We start from the raw sequence: 18,516 nt of genomic DNA, 5'->3' as shown, positions 1-18,516 counted from the left end.
GGGGACTGGTATGTTTCCTTAATTTTGCGCCATTGTCGGGAATGGAAAATCTAACGAGCAATGAATTTTTACACGCGTAAATGGGTAAAACCTGAAGACCTGAATGCACATGGAACATTATTCGGGGGGAGGCTGCTGGCCTGGATAGATGAAGAGGCCGCTATTTATACTATCATTCAGCTGGGAACTAACAGGTGCGTAACAAAGTATATGTCGGAGATCAATTTTATCAACTCTGCCAAACAGGGAGATATTATTGAACTGGGTATCAAAGCTATACATTTTGGCAGGACATCGCTGACGCTTGCCTGCCAGGTAAGAAACAAGATCACACATAAAACGATCCTGACCATTGATAAGATCGTGTTTGTAAGTGTGGATGAACATGGTACGCCGGTACCTCATGGAAAGACAGAGATCACCTATACTGACGAACGTTTAAGGGAGCACTAACTTTTCCCTATCTGGAAGCAGCGCATACTTACAGCTGCAAATACTTCTTCATAAGTATACCGGATCTCTTCCTGCTTGTCTGCCAGCGCAATGCTGTACAGCATGGGAATGTAATGATCTTCAGTGGGCACAGCCTTTTTTGCCATTTTTCCCAGGTTCCTGTAATAGAACAGGCTGCCGAAGTCGCGTTCATCAATACGGGCTTTCACCCATTCATCAAATTCAATGGCCCAGGAATAGGGTTTGCTAATGGTGAACATGCCTTTCAGTGCGTCGAGGCCGAGGTTGTGCACAATATTTCCGCTGCCAATAATGAGCACGCCTTTCTCTCTTAAAGGTTTCAGCTGCTGCGCCAGGTTCCAGTGATAATCCAGCCGCTGGCCTATGGGAACGCTTAATTCCATGACAGGAATATTCGCATCAGGCATAATGTGACGGAGTATGGCCCAGGCTCCATGATCCATATCAGTACTCTCATCTATTTTCACCTGTGAAGAAAGCTGTGGAATAACAGTGCCGAAGCTGGTGGCTCCGGTAGCGTTATAGTACTGGCAATTGAAGTGATCGGGTACTTTCAGCCAGGAGGTTTCGTTGGTGAGGTAATGAGCGGAGATAACCAGTATTGCGGAAGGTTTATGGGTAAGGCTTTGACCCATTTCCCGGAGGCTTTGTGTAAAGGTATTGTCTCTGAAAGCATTTTCCGGGTCTCCATGTCCTACAAAGAAAACGGGCATTTTCTCAGTTGGCCGGAAAACGCCGGGAAGGTTGAGCATCCGTTCTATCTGTGACGAATAGGGGATGAGCGGTAGTAATGCCGCTATTTTGATAAACGATTTCCTCTCCATATGACTGTGCAAACTATGAGTAAATATATTTACTTTTAATCCGTCATACCCGCTACCTATGGATTTTAACTTTTTAGAAACTATACCTGCTATATGGACCTCTATAACAAATACCAATCTTACTCAAATACAGAACTGCTGCTTATTGTGCGTCAACCGTCAAAACATGGCGCTGCTGACCTGGTGGTTGTAAAGGATATACTTTCTGGAAGGACTGTAACAGAAGAAGATCAGGTAGCTGCAGATAAATACATTCTTGAACACCAGAGAAATAGTGTGCAACCCAAGCCGGTACTGGATTTTTCTCTTTATGAAACAGATCCGGAGCTGGAGAAACAGGGAAGGAAGGACCTGAATGTGATCCTGTGTTTAATGGGACTTGTATTTGCCGGAATTCTCTGCGGTGTTGTGGCGAGCCTCTGGGAAGCACGCGACTGCGGGTCCTGTATGGGGCATGTGCTGTTACGTTATTCGTTCAGCCTGGTCATTACGCTTGCGCTGGGATTATTAATGTATTACCGGAAGCGCTGGGGATGGATCCTGACATTTGGTTATTGTTTGTTGCAGATAGGAAGTTATAGCACTACTCTGTTGAAGGCTGCTACGACTTCTTCGGTTAGAAGTGCTTATGTTTATGTTGCTACTGCATTTATTATTACGAATATAATAACGCTGGTTTTTATGTGCCGTGATAGTATAAGCGCTTACCTGGGTTTTACAACAGCGCAGAGGACGAAGTATATAGTAAGAACAGTTATGGTAACAGCGTTCCTGACTTTCTGCATGATTTACGTCAGTTTCTCCTGACAAGACTATTCCTTTTCCAGAACGCTTCCTTTCAGATATCTCAGCTTAACAAAAGAAGCGGTCTCTTTGAATCCAGCTGCCAGCCACTGATCTTTGCATTGGGGGTTGGCATACAGTACTTTTAAGGGCCTTTGTTTCCTGAGCAGGCTCTCATTTACTTTCCGGATAAATGTTTCCATTATAACTTCATTGAACGGGTTGAAGAGGAAGATCACGCCTGTTGTTTCGGGAATATCATAGTAACGGGCATCTTCACAGGCAATGGTGATGCTGGTATCAGGGTATTTGTTCTTTATCATACCAGCTAATGCTGTGGCGTCCCTGCACAGGCCGGGAGAGAAATCTATTCCTGTCATGTTCCTGAATCCATATGCTGCGCCTACTGCCAGGATCCTGCCTTTGCCGCAGCCTACGTCCAGCAGGGAGGTTTGAAGATCGGCAGGTTGAAGATGATCGAATAACCAGGTAGCGGTGTAGTAGTTCACCGGTTCGTACATGGTGGCATGTTCCCTGTCTTCTTCCGATACATCTGTAGACAGATCGTCGGTGCCAATGGTGCGTATGCCGTATTTCTTTTCTCCGTGTACCTCATGCCAGATCACGAAGCAGGCCATGGCAATTCCCCAATGCCAGCCCAGATAAAGAAAATAAAGTATGTATCTCATTGGGTAGGGGCTTATTAGTTATTCTAATATAAGGCATCGATCTGGATTTTCAGTCTGATATATGTACCGGTTTTCTATGTATGGTGTAAAAGAACGGCTCAAAAAACATTCATGAACATGGTTCACAAAGGAGGATGAAAATCTTAATACTAGCAGAAGAACATTCTATTAACACCAAATTGTAAACTTCAAACAGGATCATCTGACAGAAGTGTAAACCTATATCAGGACTATACCGTGGCGCTAAAGTGGTACCGCAATACATACTCTAAACATGCTTAAGACATGCTTGAAACATGCTTGAAACATACTTGAAACATACTTGAAAGGTGGAGTTGAGGGGAAGTATCTGCACAGAAAGCATTCATGAACCAGGTTGAAAAGGAGGGAATTCCGGTAAAAATCATTGTGCTGAGCAATCAGAATAAGAAATTGATTTTCAATCATTTGATAACTATTTTCAGAAAAAAAGGGGTTCGCCTTTGGCGAACCCCCTTTTTTGAGCTAGAAGGTTTATCCGTAGAAAGAATTAAGATTATTCTTTGTTCATTCTTGGCTGATTTAACTGCACCGGTTTCCCTTTCTTATTAGACCGAACTTTCAGGTTCAATATCTCTATAAATACAGAGAATGCCATTGCGAAATAAATATATCCTTTCGGGATATGCTGTTCAAACGCTTCTGCCAGCAGGGATACACCTATCAGCAGGAGGAAAGACAGCGCCAGCATTTTAACGGTGGGATGATCATTCACAAAGTTGCTGATACTTTCTGCAGCCAGCATCATTACGCCCACAGCTACGATCACGGCAACTATCATGATCTGGATATGATCAGCCATACCTACGGCAGTGATCACGGAATCCAGGGAAAATACAATATCGAGCAGGAGTATCTGGATGATGACCTGTGTGAAGCTGATAGCTTTTACTTTGGTTTCTTCGTGACTATCGCCTTCCAGTTTTTCATGGATCTCTGCGGTACTTTTATAAATAAGGAACAGCCCGCCTACAAGCAGGATCAGGTCTCTTCCTGAAATGGCGGTAGCTTCCAGCAGTTTGGCACTTTCAACGCCTATCCAATCACCGATGTTGAACAGCGGGGTGGTCAGTGACATGATCCAGCTGATAGATAACAGGAGCAGGATACGCACAAACATGGCCAGCCCCAGTCCGAGGCGTCTTGCCTTTTTTTGTTTGTTAGCAGGCAGTTTACCTGCCAGGATAGAGATAAATACAATGTTGTCAATGCCCAGTACTATTTCCAGTACACTTAACGTCAATAAGCTGATCAATGAGTCGATGGTAAACAGTCCTTCGACAGAAAATAAACTTCCCATGTTAGTTGTTGCATTATAGTTCGATACACAATCTTACAATATTTATTCCGATCCTGTCTTTAAAACTTATGAGTGGTGAAACATACCGGCAGCAAAATATCACTGTTAAAAAAAGGCCGGAAAGTGCCAGTTATTAGATACTTTTGTCTCAGTAACCCGGTTGAATATGAGTATAAAAGTTATTGCCTTTGATGCGGATGATACACTGTGGATCAACGAGCCCTATTTCCGCGAAACAGAAAATGAATTTTGCCGGCTGATGGAGAGTTATCTGCCACAGCATACAGCAGCGAGAGAACTGCTGCAGACTGAAATAAAAAACCTCAGCCTTTACGGTTATGGTATAAAAGGTTTCATGTTATCCATGATCGAAACGGCGCTTTCCATATCTGACAATACTATAGACATCAGTGCTATTGAAAAGATCATCGGGTTTGGCAAGGACCTGCTGGCACGGCCTATTGAAGTGCTGGAAGGGGTAGAAGAGGTGCTGGGTAACCTGAAGGAAAACTACAGGCTGGTAGTAGCTACGAAAGGAGACCTTTTGGACCAGGAAAGGAAGCTGAAAAATTCCGGTATAGATCATTATTTCCACCATGTAGAAGTAATGTCAGATAAGCAGGAGGCTGATTACAGGAAGCTGCTGAAGCATCTGGACATTAAGCCGGAGCAGTTCCTGATGATCGGTAATTCCCTGAAATCGGATATACTGCCTGTACTGGGTATAGGCGGACGTGCTATACATATACCTTTTCATACCACCTGGGAACATGAGCATGTTGATGTGCATATTGATAACCCCAACTTTAAGCAGGTAACTACTATTTTAGAGGTATTGCCTTTGTTATACGCTCCTACTTTTTGAATATTTAAGCGAGTAGAACTGCTCAAAGGATCGGTTTCGCCGAAGGCGAAACCGATCCTTTGAGTTTTTTTGCATAGCGCGCAGCGCAAAATTTACTATTTTGTAACCCACGTTATTATTCACTACTCAAGTCCTAAAAATGAAAACTAAATGGATGGTGTGTTGTACCCTTCCGATGGTTTTCCTCTTACCATCGTGGGTACAAGCCGGCACAAAACAGGTCTCATCCGGCGCCTACACTCCTCCCGCTTATGAAGCGCTGCCATTAGGCGCTGTCAAGCCTATGGGCTGGCTCAGGAACCAGTTACGGATCATGCGTAACGGCAGTTCCGGGCATCTCGATGAAGTGTACGCCAAAGTCAAAAACGACAACGGCTGGCTGGGAGGCCAGGGCGACGGCTGGGAGGAAACCCCTTACTGGCTGGACGGGGCATTGCCGCTGGCATACCTGCTGGACGACAAACCACTGCAGGAAAAGGTGCTGAAATATGTGAACTGGACGCTGGAACACCAGCGACCCAGTGGTTATTTCGGGCCAGTTACAAAAGCGGAAAGGGAAAAGAACGCTACTATCGATCCTGCTCATGCTACAGAAGGAGAGGACTGGTGGCCTAAAATGGTCATGCTGAAAGTGCTGCAGCAGTATTACTCTGCCACGGCCGATCAGCGCGTGATCCGCTTTATGACCAACTACTTCCGCTACCAGCTGAATGCGCTGGAAGTGGCGCCTATTGGCAAATGGACAGAATGGGCCGCCTCCCGCGGACCAGACAATGTGCTGATGGCGCAATGGCTCTATGGTATCACTCATGATGCCTCCCTGCTGCAACTGGCAGAGCGGATAGAGCAACAATCTTTCCCCTGGACCACCTGGATGGGCAACCGCGACTGGGTGATCAGTACCGCCACGTACGATGACAAGTACCTCTGGATGAGACGGCATGGGGTAAATGTAGGCATGGGGCTGAAAGCGCCTGCCGTTACCTACCAGCGCACAGGTAATAAACAGCTCCTGAAAGACCAGTATACAGGCTGGCAGGACCTGATGACCATTCACGGACTACCCATGGGTATTTTTTCTGCAGATGAAGATCTGAACGGCAATGAGCCTATACAGGGGGTAGAGCTCTGTGCTATTGTGGAAGCCATGTACTCCCTGGAAAATATCATTGCCATTACCGGGGATGTGCGGTATATGGACGCACTGGAAAAGATGACATTTAATGCGTTACCTACCCAGACAACGGACGATTATAACAACAAGCAATACTTCCAGGTAGCTAACCAGGTGCAGATAAGCCGGGGCATATTCAGTTTTTCCCTGCCGTTTGACCGGCAAATGAACAACGTGCTGGGCGCCCGCAGCGGCTATACCTGTTGCCTGGCCAATATGCATCAGGGATGGACCAAATTTGCCAGCCAGCTATGGTATGCTGCGCCGGACAATGGCCTGGCGGCCCTGAGCTATGCTCCCAGCCAGGTGACCGCCAAAGTGGGAAAAGACAGCACAGCTGTTACCATCACAGAAACTACGCAATATCCTTTTGGCGATCAGATATCCTTCAGCATAGCGCTGAAGAAAGAAACGGCTTTCCCTCTGCAACTCCGCATCCCTTCATGGTGCGATGAAGCAGAGGTGCTGATCAACGGGAAAACTTTGCGCAAAGACAAAGGAGGGCAGCTGATCAGCATCAGCCGCAGCTGGAAGAACAAAGACCAGCTGGTGCTCCGTTTGCCTATGCGGATCACTACCACAGTATGGGGAAAGAACTCCCGTGCGGTAGAGCGTGGTCCGCTGGTATATGCGCTGAAACTCCATGAACGGTGGGAGAAAGGGCATGAGGAACATGAGGGAGATTATTTCAGCGTATACCCGGAAGAGCCCTGGAACTATGGGCTGCTTCATAAAGACATAAAAGACCCCGCAGCCGGCATGAAGGTAAGTGTGCAGAAACCGGTGGATGACCATTTTATATGGAACCTGGCGCATGCCCCGATAGAGATCACTGTGCAGGCTAAACAGATACCTGCCTGGCAGGCTATAGAAGGGGTGGCTTATCAACCCGCGGTTGATAGAGAAGGTATTTATAAGGGAAGGGTGGATGAAAAAGTAAAAGAGATCACCCTTGTTCCCTATGGTTGTACCAAAGTAAGAATAGTTGCTTTTCCTGTTGTACCATAAAAAATTAAGACATTGAAATTTATTCTGACTGTTACTTTATTGTTTGCAAGTTGTTTTGTGCATGCCCAGTATACTGACTGGAAAGGCACATGGATCACCAATACAGAAGATACAACTGCTACCAGGGCGCCTTATTTCAGGAAGATCTTCTCTACGCAGAAGAAGGTAGTAAAGGCTACTGCCTATGTAGCCGGAGTAGGTTATCATATAGTATATATAAACGGCAAACCGGTAACAGATGCCGTACTTGAACAGGCGTATACGCGTTACGATAAGCGTTTGCTGTACAAAGTATACGACGTATCAGCATTGCTGCAAACCGGCAACCGGCATTCCATTGCGGCGGAGCTGGGCAATGGCTGGTACAATGTACAGTCGCACGCTGTATGGGGCTTCCAGAGTGCGCCCTGGAGAAAGACACCACGGCTGTTACTCAACCTTGCAGTGACCTACAGTGACGGAACTACAGACATCATTGCTACTGATGACAGCTGGAAATGTGCCACCGGCCCCAGCCAGTTTAACAGCCTGTATTGTGGCGAGATCTATGATGCCCGTCAGGAAGTACCGGGTTGGAATACTACTTCATTTAATGATGCTTCCTGGAAACAGGCGCTGAAGACACAGTCGCCCGGAGGCAGTCTGTCTGAACAGCTTATGCCTTCCATTAAAGTGATACGCCGTATTAAACCTCTTGCTGTGCGTAAGGTGGATAAGAATACTTACCTGTTTGATATGGGACAGAATTTTGCCGGTGTGGTGACTATGAAAGTGCAGGGTAAGGCCGGTACTAAAGTCACCCTGCATTATGGAGAGGTGCTGACGAAAGATGGTCAAATGGACCTGAAGCATAATACGGAGCATATGCGGAGTCTCCCGGACGATCTGCCTTTTCAGACGGATATCTACTACCTGAAGGGTGGGCCGCAGGAAACATTTACTCCCCGGTTCACTTATCATGGTTTTCAGTATGTGCAGGTGACTACAGATGCGGAGCTGAGTATGGACCAGCATTCTCTTGAGGGGTTGTTCTACAGTACCGCATTTGAAGAAGCGGGGCATTTTACCAGTTCAGATACCATGATCAACAGGCTGTATGAAGCTGCCCGCCAGTCGTACCGTAGTAACTTCCTGAGTATTCCTACTGATTGTCCGCAGCGTGAAAAGAATGGCTGGACGGCCGATGCGCAGATATCAGCAGAAGTAGGCCTGTGGAATTATAACAGCACACCGGGCTACCTGAAATGGCTGCACGATCTGCGGGATGCGCAGACGCCTGAAGGCGGTTTCCCGGGCATTGCTCCCTCCAATGGATGGGGTTATGACCGGCAGGGGGAGGATGAGCAGATCTTTGGTCCTGCCTGGGGCTCTGCTTTGACGATGGTGACCTGGTACCTGTATCTTTATAACGGGGATAGTGCTGTTGTAGAAGAGCATTACCCGGCTATTAAACGTTATGCGGACGTGCTGACAAAACGTTCTGAGGGACACCTGGTGAAATTCGGTCTGGATGACTGGATGAGCCTTGTAAAAACCCCGGTAACCTTTACTTCCACGGCATATTATTATACTGTGGCAGATCTCACCGCAAAGATGGCACGTATTGCTGGCAGCCAGGAAGATGCAAAAGCATATGAAAACCTGGCTAAGGAGATCCGTACTACTTTCAATGATCGTTTCTTTGATCCTGCTGCTGGTCTTTATAAAGATAGTACAATGACGGCCCTGAGCGCTGCTGTTTTTCATGGCCTGGCTGCTCCGGAGGTAGCCAAAGTAACGACTGCTCAGCTGCAGGCGCAGATAATCAGGAAGAACTATCATGCTGACTTTGGTGTGATGGGTACCAAATATGTGCTGCCTGTATTGAGTGAAAGGGGATATGCGGAAACGGCTTTCCGTATGCTGACAGATACCGGTTATGCTGGCTGGGGGCATTGGATAGCCAATGGAGCTACGACGTTGTTTGAGGACTGGCCGGGAGAGTTATCGCATAATCATATCTTCTTCGGCGATTACTGCGCATGGTTTTATAAGACGCTGGCGGGTATCCGCCCGGATGAAGAGGCACCTGGTTTTAAGCAGTTCTTCATTCAGCCGGCTTTTGTGAAAGCGCTTAGTTTCGTGAAAGCAGATCATAATACCCGTTATGGGCAGATAAGATCTGAATGGAAGAGAAGCGGCAGCAAAATATTGTTGCAGGTAACAGTACCTGTGGGCACTATTGCGAAAGTGCGGGTCCCTGCAGGGGCTCTTTTAAAGCCTGGTCAGCGTGTTACGGCAGATGGGCAGACATTGGAGCAGATCATCCTGAAAGCAGGAAAACATAGTATTGAGCTGAAATCAATATAAAAGCAGCATCAGAACTGATGCGGATAAAAATTCAGGGCGGGGTGTTTTCCTTCACTGATAGTGATATAACCACTATTATCAATTTTAAAGGTGAGCCCCTCGCCTTGTTTTTCCGGTACATAGGGCAGAGATGTGGCGGGGCGGGCCATAGCTGCTTCCACACTTTCTCCTGCATTGCGATGCCAGTAATATATTTTGTTCTTGTTCCTGATGGCAATATGATGGCCATCCTGTGATATATCGGCCGCAGTGATCCATGTATAGGGGAGGGTACCTACTTTCTGCATGGTCACTTTCTCGTTGTTCTTAAAGATGAGATGTGGTATTTTATAGAGGCCTACCTGTTTTTCTCTTTTGCTGACGATGTAAATGCTTTTCCCGATAGGGTCTATCATCAGGGATTCAGCATCTCTTGGTCCGTCGGGATATTTCATGGTCAGCACATCCGGCCTTACAGATACCTGGTGGCCGGGAATGGTGGCCGGAACTTCAAAGCGAAAAATTTGTACATCTATATCCAGCGGTACATTGTTGCCGATGTTGCCAACGTATACATATTGTTTGCCCGGAGCGGGGCCAATACCTTCGGAGATATCTTCCCAGTCGCGGTTCACAGTACCTGACAGTGTAACTACACTTAACAGTTTTCCTGTGCTGTCCAGCAGGTATACTTCGTTTTTGTTACCGCTGTCATTATGTGTCCAGAAACAACCGCGTAATGTTTTGCTGGCTGCCAGTCCTGAGGCTTCAGCTATTGCGGGAGATTGTACAATGCCTAATACTGTGGGCTGAATGGAGGAACTGGTAGCAGAGAGCTCCTTTTTCCCTTTTTCTTTTTTGTCTTTCTTTCCTTTCTTTTTCTGGGCAACAACGGGCATGGTTGCTATCAGCAATAAGATAAGTAGTTTCCTCATGATACGATACTACGATTTTTTGAGGAGTTTTTTTGTACTTTCCTGCCTTCATAAAATACGGAAGCTATGAAAGCTAACAGGTCTCTGATAAACACATGCATATTGTTTCTCGGCGCAGTTACAAGTACTGTAGCGCAACAGAGTAACGTCAATTACGTAGATCCCACTATTGGCGGAGTAGGGCTGATACTGGAGCCTACACGTCCCACTGTACATCTTCCTAACAGTATGGTAAGGGTATTTCCTGCCAGGAAAGACCAGCTGGACGACAGGATCAACTATTTCCCGTTAATGATCGCTTCACACAGGCAGCAATCGCTATTTGGTTTATTACCTGTATCTGGCGACGCCAAAGAACTGGACAGGCCTGTGATATCTGACAGGGAGAAAACCACTCCGTACTATTACAGTGTTTTCCTTGATGATGCAGATAAAGCAGAGTTTACGCCGGCGGCAAGAAGTGGTTATTTCCGTTTCAGTTTTGCCGGCGGCAAGCCTCATTACCTGCGGTTAAATACGCTGAACGGAAAAGGAAATATCAGGGTAACCGGCAGGCGGCAATTGTCAGGGGTGGAAGAGTTTGCAGGTATGAAGGCTTACTTCTATGCAGAGCTGAATACAGACATAATCAGTGAGCAGGATGCCAGGAACGGGCAGTCGGTCGCATTGCTGGTAGGCAATACAGCGAAGCAGGTGGAGTTCCGCTATGGTGTATCCTTTATCAGCATAGAGCAGGCGAAGGCCAACCTGCAGCAGGAGATTCCCGGGTGGACATTTGACATAGTGAAGCAGCAGGCTTTTAAAGCCTGGGATAAGGTGCTGGGGCAGATCAATGTGAAAGGCGGCACAATGGCACAGAAGAAAGTATTTTATACGTCATTATACCGTGCTTATGAGCGTATGGTGGATATCAATGAGCATGGGCAATATTACAGCGCTTACGATCACCAGGTACATACTGCAAAGGAGCCTTTTTATGTGGATAACTGGCTATGGGATACCTACATTGCGCTGGAGCCGCTGCAAACCTTGCTGAACCCTGGTATGGAAGCAAACAAGATCCGTTCTTACATCACTATGTATGAGCAGAGCGGATGGATGCCTTCCTTTGCAGTAGCGCATGGAGATATGCCTTGTATGACGGGCAATCACGCAGCCGCCTGGATGGCAGATGCCTGGTTTAAAGGTGTGAGGAACTTTGACCTGCCTAAAGCTTACGAGGGATTGAAGAAGAATTCGCTGGACGCTACATTGCTGCCCTGGAGGAACGGACCCGCTACTTCACTTGACAGTTTCTATACAGCAAAAGGATATATGCCAGCCCTGAAATTGGGAGAGAAAGAAACTGTGGAGCAGGTACATGATTTTGAACGCAGGCAGTCTGTTGCAGTAACGCTGGAGAACAGCTATGACGACTGGTGTATTGCTCAGCTGGCGGTAGCCGCCGGTCAGGCGCAGGACACTTCATTATTCCTGAAAAGGGCCACTAATTACCGGAATGTTTTCCGTGCAGATAAAGGGTTTATGTGGCCGAAAGATGCAGATGGCAACTGGATAGAGCCGTTTGATCCTAAATTTTCCGGCGGACAGGGCGGCAGGGATTACTTTACGGAGAACAATGCCTACACCTATAACTGGGATGTAAAGCATGATCTTCATGGACTATTTGAGCTGATGGGAGGCCGTAAGAAAGCGGAAGAGAAGCTGGACCAGCTGTTCAGGGAAGACCTGGGCCGCAGCAAATACCAGCTGTGGTATACTTTTCCTGATGCTACCGGCCTGGTGGGGCAATTCGTAATGGGAAATGAGCCCAGTTTCCATATTCCTTACCTGTATAATTACCTGGGAGCGCCGTGGAAAACGCAGAAACGCATCCGTATGCTGCTGGATACATGGTATACAGACAACCTGTTTGGCATTCCGGGCGATGAAGATGGTGGGGGGATGACCGCATTTGTAGTCTTTTCCATGATGGGGTTCAGCCCGGTAACGCCTGGTATACCGGTATATAATATTGGCAGCCCTGTATTTGAGCAGGTGACTATCCGTTTATCTGACGGTAAGGTCTTTACCGTAGATGCCCCTGGCAGCTCTGCTACAAATAAATATATACAGAGCGCTACCCTGAACGGGCAGCCATTGCAGGTACCCTGGTTTACCCATCAGGCATTGCTGAAGGGAGGAACGCTGAAGCTGGTAATGGGAGAAACGCCGAATAAGCAGTGGGGTAGCGGGGAACAGGCTACACCGCCTTCGGCATTGAGCTATAAGCCGGGAAAATAATTATTTACTGATAACGGGGAAGCTATCAGAGCTCTTTGCTGATGTGTTGAGCAAGCTCTTTGATGGCTTCCTCGTTCCTTTTATAGTGAGTCCACTGCCCCATACGGGTGGCAACGAGCAGGTTAGCGCGCTGCAGCATTGAAAGATATTCGGATACTGTAGATTGAGTTAAACCTGTTTTTTGCTGAATATGGCCCACACATACGCCGGTCTTGTTAAATTCCCCACATTCCTGTACCGGGAAATGCTTCTCAGGTTCCTTTAGCCATGCCAGGATCTGTAACCTGGTTTTGTTGGATAAGGCCTTAAAAATATCAACTTGTTCCATACTGCAAAGATATCGGAATTTGTCGATTTTTCGAGGGCGGAGCTTTGGGCCTGCGGCCGGCTGAAAATTCAGACTTATGTACTCCCCAAACTGAGTTTTTGCAATGATCTCCCATTATTCTTTTATCTTAACGGTTTATTATAAGTAATAAACTATTCAACCGTAAATGGACCTGTTTCAATACAAGAACGCCGTACTACATTGTGAGGACGTTTCTATAGAAAGCCTGGCAGAGAAAGGCATTCCTACGCCTTTTTATCTCTATTCCCTCAATACCCTGAAAACGCATTATAAGAAGGTGTATAATGCTTTCGGGGCATTACAGCCTGTTATTTGCTTTTCCGTAAAATCATGCAATAACGTTCACTTACTGAATGAACTGGCCGCATTGGGCTCAGGAATGGATATTGTAAGCGGCGGAGAGCTGTTTATGGTAAAAAGCAGTAATACAGACCTCTCTAAGGTGGTGTTTGCCGGTGTGGGAAAATCTGAAGAGGAGATCACAGATGCTATTAACAGCGGAGTGGGGTACATCAACATAGAATCTGTACAGGAACTTCAGCGGGTGCAGTTTATAGCCGGCAATCTGAAGCGGGAAACCAATGTGCTGATCCGTATCCTGCCGGATATACTGGATGAGAAAACGAATGAAAAGACACGTACGGGATATAAGGGCGCTAAATTCGGGATCGATTATGCAGAGGTGAAGTTGCTCATCAGGGATAACCACGATCATCCCTATGTGAACATCAGGGGGTTGCATTGTCATATTGGTTCTCCTATCTCTTCCTATACGTTCTATGAAGAGTGTATAAACAAGATGGTACAGCTGGTGGAGGAACTGAAAGCAGAGAATATCTTCCTGAAAGTGCTGAACATAGGAGGAGGTTTCCCGGCTAATTATACGGACAATGATAATTTCTCGTGGGAGAGTTTTGCCGGCCCTATTAACCGGTTGCTGGAGCCATACGTGAAGAATGAAGGATTTAAAATAATCCTGGAGCCAGGCCGTTCTATTTCCGCCAATACAGGTATCTTGGTTACGAAAGTGCTGTACATTAAAAAATCCGGCGATAAGAACATTGTAATAGTGGATGCGGGCATGACTAACCTGATCCGCCCTGCAATGTACGGCGCCTTCCACTATATCTGGCCTGTGCATCCTGATGTTGCACATGTGCTGGCAAAACGTAACTACCCGGTAGAGCAGGAGGGGCTGGTGAAATATGATGTGGTGGGACCTATCTGTGAATCTTCCGATTACCTGGCAAAAGACAGGGAGCTGCCGCCTTTACAACAGGGGGATTATGTGGCGATATTTACTACCGGTGCTTATGGCATGGTAATGGCAAGCAATTATAACCTGCAGGTGAAACCCGCAGAACTGATGGTGGATGGTGACAAGGTATACAGCATCAGGGAGAGGGAAACGCAGGATGACCTTATCCGGAAAATGGTAAAAAGCGAACTATAAATCCAATTATACATTTATGAAATACCCTTTATGGGTGGCAGTGCCTATCTGCCTGTTACTTTCCTGCAACGGCAGCGGTGATGGTACCGCTGAAAATCAGCCACCACCTCCTTACAAAAAGTACAGGAAGGGGAAATTCTTCAGTTATGTAAATGAGGGTAAACATCGTCACAAATACCTGATAGTGCGCAATGATTCCATGCAAACGGAAGTAGACCGCAGTACCGGTCATAAATCAATATTGAAGATCAGCTGGGAAGATTCAAGTCATTATGAGCTGAGATACCAGTATAGTCTTCCTGCCATGAAAGACCTTAAGCAGGAAGCGTTAAGAAAGGCTAATGTGATGAAGGTGACCATTACAGGGGGGAACAATGAGTATTATTTATATAAATCCGTTGTAACCGGTACCGATTTTCAGATGAAAGACACTATCTGGCTGAAGAGACGGGATAACCGGTAGCTAATCTGTGTATAATACAAAAACTGAAACCATGACCAAGGAAGAGTACAAGAAGTTATTCACGTCTGACGACGCTGTAGGTTGGCTGGCTATAGACAAGCAACTGGAAACAATCTACGGTAAACAGGAACCCCGTCATTATGCCCCCCCGCTTCATTTTATAGTAGGAGGAGAGGACCCGATAGATGGTATCAGTATCTATGACAGTAACAAGCAGGAATTTCACCGTCACATGGTCAGCTATGGCATGTCTGAGTTGTATTACAACGAGGAAAAGGTTGGTGATGAATTCAGCAAATGGGGCTTTGAGTTCACATTCAGGTTGAAACCTTTTGAAGGCGATGAGGGAGATCCACTGTGGGCCAGCCAGGTTATGAATAACCTTGCCCGTTATGTATTTAACAGCAAACGCTGGTTTGAGCCCTATCACTTTATACCTGCCAATGGCCCTATCAGGCTGGAGACGGCTACAGACATTACCGGAGTGGCGTTTGTACCTGACCCTGAGCTGGGTGTGATAAACACTCCGCATGGAGAGGTAACATTCCTGCAGATGGTGGGACTGACCAGCCGCGAAGTAGAGCGTTTGCTGGCAAATCCTAAAACCACGGAAGTAGAAAAGCTTATCGACGAAATGAGGAAAACTAATCCTTTACTGATAACGGACCTTGACCGTTTAAGTTAATACTCCAGAAAAATCTTCCTGAAAGATTATGGAAATTTTTCAGCAGGAGCATCTTAAAGAAAAATCAATTGCTTTGAAATTTTTGTCCTGGTTATTTACTGTTGCACTGGTTGGCGGATGTTCGCTTTTATTCTGGCACTATCTGTCAGCGCGGAGTGTGATCAAAAAACCGGTCCATTTCAATTCAGTGGATGATATACCCTTGCCTACGGGGTATAAGCGGCAATACCTGGGAACAGCTTCTTTCGGAGCCTGGTTGCGTAAAGTGCCTTTAAAGGCTGACAGAACGGTGTATCTGTACAATGGGGAGAAGAAGGGAAACCAGGATGCGCAGTTTGCTGTACTGGATGTTTCTGTAGGCTCTAAGGACCTGCAGCAGTGTGCGGATGCTGTGATCAGGCTTTATGCAGAATACCTTTATGCAACGCGGCAGTTCAGTAAGATAGCATTTCATGCTACTGACGGTACGCTGATGGATTACAGCAGCTGGACAAAGGGTTACCGCTTTACATTACAGCAAGGGCGTTTGAAAAAGCAGCTGACAGCGGCGCCGGCTGAAGGACAGGCTGTTTTTCAGCAATACCTGGAGAATGTGTTCTCTTATGCAGGTACTTTATCGCTCAGTAAAGAACTGGAGCTGGTGGCTGATCCGTGGGAGATCAAAGCGGGGGACGTATTTATAAGGGGAGGCGCTCCCGGTCACGCAGTAATAGTAGTAGATATAGCCGTAAACGGGCAGGGGCAGAAGATATTCCTGCTGGCGCAGAGTTATATGCCGGCTCAGGACATACATATATTACAACATCCCGGAAGTAAATTGAGTCCCTGGTACTCTAATGCAGTAAGTGGTAAACTGCTGGCAACGCCGGAATGGATATTTAATTGGGAAGAATTGAGAAGGTTTCCAGGCACTCGTTGACAAATAGCTGACTGTTATCATTATTATTCTTCTCTGCATGCCGGGTGGGTATTTAATACCTGCCCGGTTAATTATTGCACCTTCATTACGGCGGTCCTTTCCCCTATACCATTTTCGTTAATGGCCTCGATAGCAAAATAATAGGTGGTGTTCTTATCCAGTGCTTTCAGGTAGTATTCATTGGCATCATATACCATAATGCTGCTGTATAGTTTATCTGGCGCAATACCGTAATAGATGTTGTATGCATAGGCATTTGCCGGGGCTTCCCATTTCATCCAGGCATTGCGTTTATCTGATTCCTGCCTGAACACTATGAAATGTTCTACCTGATCCGGTGCTTTTCCTTTCCCTTTGCCAAAAACGCGTAATCCGCTGATGGCGAATTTCCCATTGGCCATATGTGCATTTTCCAGTTTGATGAACCTTGTTTTTACGGGTGAGGGCAGTTCTATGTAATCGTGCGGGACATCTGTTTTATTGTTGCTTTTATCCACCAGGATCTTCCAGTTTTTCCCGTCGGTTGATTGCCATAGTTTGTACTGGTGATAGATGTCAGTGGGCTTGCCCAGTATGTCTGCGTCCTGGTCGGCATAGTTGATCTGTATAGCGTGTACGGTTGAGGGTGCTCCCAGGTCAGTCTGGATCCATTCACCGGATTTACCGGATCCGGCGCACCAGTAGGTTTTAATGTTCTCGTCCACAGCGTAGTTGGCATGGAAGCCGCCATAGGTGGAAGATACTGTTACCGGTTGCTGGTAATTGAGCAGCATCCAGCCGGTGAATCTGCTTTGGAGGTGATCTTCCGGGCCTTTGGGCAGGTAGTGGGGATAGTCGCCAAAGGCTGTGTTGCAATAAAGGATATCGTCTTTATCAAAGCCGGCGGGCCAGATGCCTATTCGTCTTTCGAAGTTGTTCTTCACGTTGATGACCATGGTAGATACATGCCACCAGTTATTGTATTTATCCTGATAGGTGGCGCCATGGCCGGCGCCCCTGGCAAATCCGCCGGGTTTATAACTGAAGGGGTTGTGTTCCTGGTAGGTGAAGGGTCCCAGGGGTTTATCGCTTACGTATACTCCGTCTGCATACCCGCTGAACTCTGTACCCGGTGCGCCGTACTGGAGGTAATATTTGCCGTTATGTTTATTGACCCAGGCTCCTTCCATGAAGGGAGACATGAAGTTGTTGTCATTGTATTCCCCGAAGCGTTCCCAACCGTGTTTATCGTCCTGCAGCTTAATAAGATCATGCCGTTTGCCGATGGGCTGCAGTGTATGTCTGTCTATTTCCTGTCCGTATATGGGATAGGTGTTGCTGGAGCCGTGATAGAGGTAAAGCCGTTTATCGTCATCGGCAAAGAAGGCGGGGTCCCATGCGCCGGCGCGGAATGAGTCGACCGCTTCTTTCCAGTTATCCTGTTGGGGATCTGTGCTCATCCATATAGGGAAATTCTTTTCGTATGTAGAGCCGATGACCAGCAGGGTATCTCCTAATACAAATACTGCCGGGGCGCAAAGCTCGTCATACACATGGTGCCAGGGTTTGAGAAATTTGCGGGGAACGAAATGCCATTGACTCATATCGGGGCTCCACCAGTAACCCCATTGATTAGTGGAGAAGAGGTAATAGTTCCCTTTAAAGAGTGTGATGACGGGATCTGCTGTAGCACGATGCCTGCCGGCTTCGGAGAAATGAGGGATAGGAGTGAAACCGTAATCAATATTGACAGGGTTGCAATAGGTGTTGTATTGTGCCTGCAGTTGGCCTGAAATAATTATAAAGAGTGACAGTAGGAAGCTTTTCATTCGCTGCAGTATTTAAACGTGGAAAACAGACTTGCAGCATAAAAATAAGATTTTTCGTTGCGCGAGGCGTTCAGCTGTTTTATAAAACATAATAAAAATTCTTTTGAATTCGTAATTTTGATAACTTATACCTATGA

General features: G+C 46.7%; 16 protein-coding genes. 10 read left to right on the top strand and 6 right to left on the bottom strand.

Translation table 11 applies throughout. From position 1 onward, the window contains the following. Window positions 1-60: 60 nt before the first annotated feature. Complete coding sequence (locus GO493_RS29310) at window positions 61-453, top strand: acyl-CoA thioesterase (RefSeq protein ID WP_157309803.1); 393 nt, start codon at window positions 61-63, stop codon at window positions 451-453. Here GO493_RS29310 and GO493_RS29305 read toward each other — a convergent pair. After that, on the bottom strand, window positions 450-1,298 hold the full coding sequence (locus GO493_RS29305; protein ID WP_157309802.1) for a dioxygenase family protein: 849 nt from the start codon (window positions 1,296-1,298) through the stop codon (window positions 450-452). The two genes, GO493_RS29310 and GO493_RS29305, sit on opposite strands and share 4 nt — an antisense overlap. A gap of 93 nt (window positions 1,299-1,391) precedes the next feature. Here GO493_RS29305 and GO493_RS29300 point away from each other — a divergent pair, with 93 nt between their 5' ends. After that, window positions 1,392-2,105 (top strand): hypothetical protein, encoded by a 714-nt coding sequence (locus GO493_RS29300; protein ID WP_157309801.1) that lies wholly within the window; start codon window positions 1,392-1,394, stop codon window positions 2,103-2,105. Between the two features lie 5 nt (window positions 2,106-2,110). Here GO493_RS29300 and GO493_RS29295 read toward each other — a convergent pair whose 3' ends face one another. Both GO493_RS29295 and GO493_RS29290 read right to left on the bottom strand, forming a co-directional pair. Continuing rightward, window positions 2,111-2,770 carry a methyltransferase domain-containing protein gene (locus GO493_RS29295; protein ID WP_157309800.1) on the bottom strand — a complete coding sequence of 220 codons (660 nt, stop codon included), beginning with the start codon at window positions 2,768-2,770 and terminating at the stop codon, window positions 2,111-2,113. 535 nt (window positions 2,771-3,305) lie between these two features. Further along, entirely contained in the window at window positions 3,306-4,109 is an 804-nt protein-coding gene (locus GO493_RS29290; RefSeq protein ID WP_157309799.1) for a TerC family protein, read from the bottom strand. Between the two features lie 166 nt (window positions 4,110-4,275). On the opposite strand from GO493_RS29290, the gene GO493_RS29285 reads away from it, so the two are divergent. The 3 genes from GO493_RS29285 (at window position 4,276) to GO493_RS29275 (ending at window position 9,505) form a co-directional block, all read left to right on the top strand. Continuing rightward, window positions 4,276-4,974, top strand: a complete 699-nt coding sequence (locus GO493_RS29285) for an HAD family hydrolase (protein ID WP_157309798.1) — start codon at window positions 4,276-4,278, stop codon at window positions 4,972-4,974. A gap of 139 nt (window positions 4,975-5,113) precedes the next feature. After that, window positions 5,114-7,156 (top strand): beta-L-arabinofuranosidase domain-containing protein, encoded by a 2,043-nt coding sequence (locus GO493_RS29280; RefSeq protein WP_232539153.1) that lies wholly within the window; start codon window positions 5,114-5,116, stop codon window positions 7,154-7,156. A gap of 12 nt (window positions 7,157-7,168) precedes the next feature. Then, window positions 7,169-9,505: an alpha-L-rhamnosidase gene (locus GO493_RS29275; protein ID WP_157309797.1), complete on the top strand. Its 2,337-nt coding sequence runs from the start codon at window positions 7,169-7,171 to the stop codon at window positions 9,503-9,505. 8 nt (window positions 9,506-9,513) lie between these two features. Here GO493_RS29275 and GO493_RS29270 read toward each other — a convergent pair whose 3' ends face one another. Beyond that, the gene (locus GO493_RS29270) at window positions 9,514-10,419 is read right to left on the bottom strand and encodes a hypothetical protein (RefSeq protein WP_157309796.1); all 906 of its coding nucleotides are present in this window, start codon (window positions 10,417-10,419) and stop codon (window positions 9,514-9,516) included. 66 nt (window positions 10,420-10,485) lie between these two features. Between GO493_RS29270 and GO493_RS29265 the strand changes: the two genes are divergently transcribed. Beyond that, window positions 10,486-12,702, top strand: coding sequence for a GH92 family glycosyl hydrolase (locus GO493_RS29265; protein ID WP_157309795.1), 2,217 nt, complete (start codon window positions 10,486-10,488; stop codon window positions 12,700-12,702). Window positions 12,703-12,727: 25 nt separating this feature from the next. On the opposite strand, the gene GO493_RS29260 is transcribed toward GO493_RS29265, so the two are convergent. After that, complete coding sequence (locus GO493_RS29260; RefSeq protein ID WP_157309794.1) at window positions 12,728-13,030, bottom strand: ArsR/SmtB family transcription factor; 303 nt, start codon at window positions 13,028-13,030, stop codon at window positions 12,728-12,730. Between the two features lie 166 nt (window positions 13,031-13,196). On the opposite strand from GO493_RS29260, the gene lysA reads away from it, so the two are divergent. From lysA to GO493_RS29240, 4 genes are all read left to right on the top strand, one after another. Continuing rightward, on the top strand, window positions 13,197-14,504 hold the full coding sequence (gene lysA / locus GO493_RS29255; RefSeq protein WP_157309793.1) for a diaminopimelate decarboxylase: 1,308 nt from the start codon (window positions 13,197-13,199) through the stop codon (window positions 14,502-14,504). Between the two features lie 16 nt (window positions 14,505-14,520). Beyond that, window positions 14,521-14,967 (top strand): hypothetical protein, encoded by a 447-nt coding sequence (locus tag GO493_RS29250; protein ID WP_157309792.1) that lies wholly within the window; start codon window positions 14,521-14,523, stop codon window positions 14,965-14,967. Window positions 14,968-14,998: 31 nt separating this feature from the next. Then, entirely contained in the window at window positions 14,999-15,652 is a 654-nt protein-coding gene (locus GO493_RS29245; RefSeq protein ID WP_157309791.1) for a suppressor of fused domain protein, read from the top strand. A 73-nt stretch (window positions 15,653-15,725) separates the two neighbouring features. Next, a complete protein-coding gene (locus GO493_RS29240; RefSeq protein WP_157309790.1) occupies window positions 15,726-16,571 on the top strand; it encodes a DUF4846 domain-containing protein in 846 nt (281 codons plus the stop codon). Window positions 16,572-16,642: 71 nt separating this feature from the next. Here GO493_RS29240 and GO493_RS29235 read toward each other — a convergent pair whose 3' ends face one another. Continuing rightward, window positions 16,643-18,379 (bottom strand): family 43 glycosylhydrolase, encoded by a 1,737-nt coding sequence (locus GO493_RS29235; protein ID WP_157309789.1) that lies wholly within the window; start codon window positions 18,377-18,379, stop codon window positions 16,643-16,645. Window positions 18,380-18,516: the final 137 nt, after the last annotated feature.

This window comes from Chitinophaga tropicalis, from assembly GCF_009758205.1.
GTDB lineage: Bacteria > Bacteroidota > Bacteroidia > Chitinophagales > Chitinophagaceae > Chitinophaga > Chitinophaga tropicalis.
Note: the sequence above shows the minus strand (reverse complement) of the source record. Positions and strands in the feature narration are given on the sequence as shown.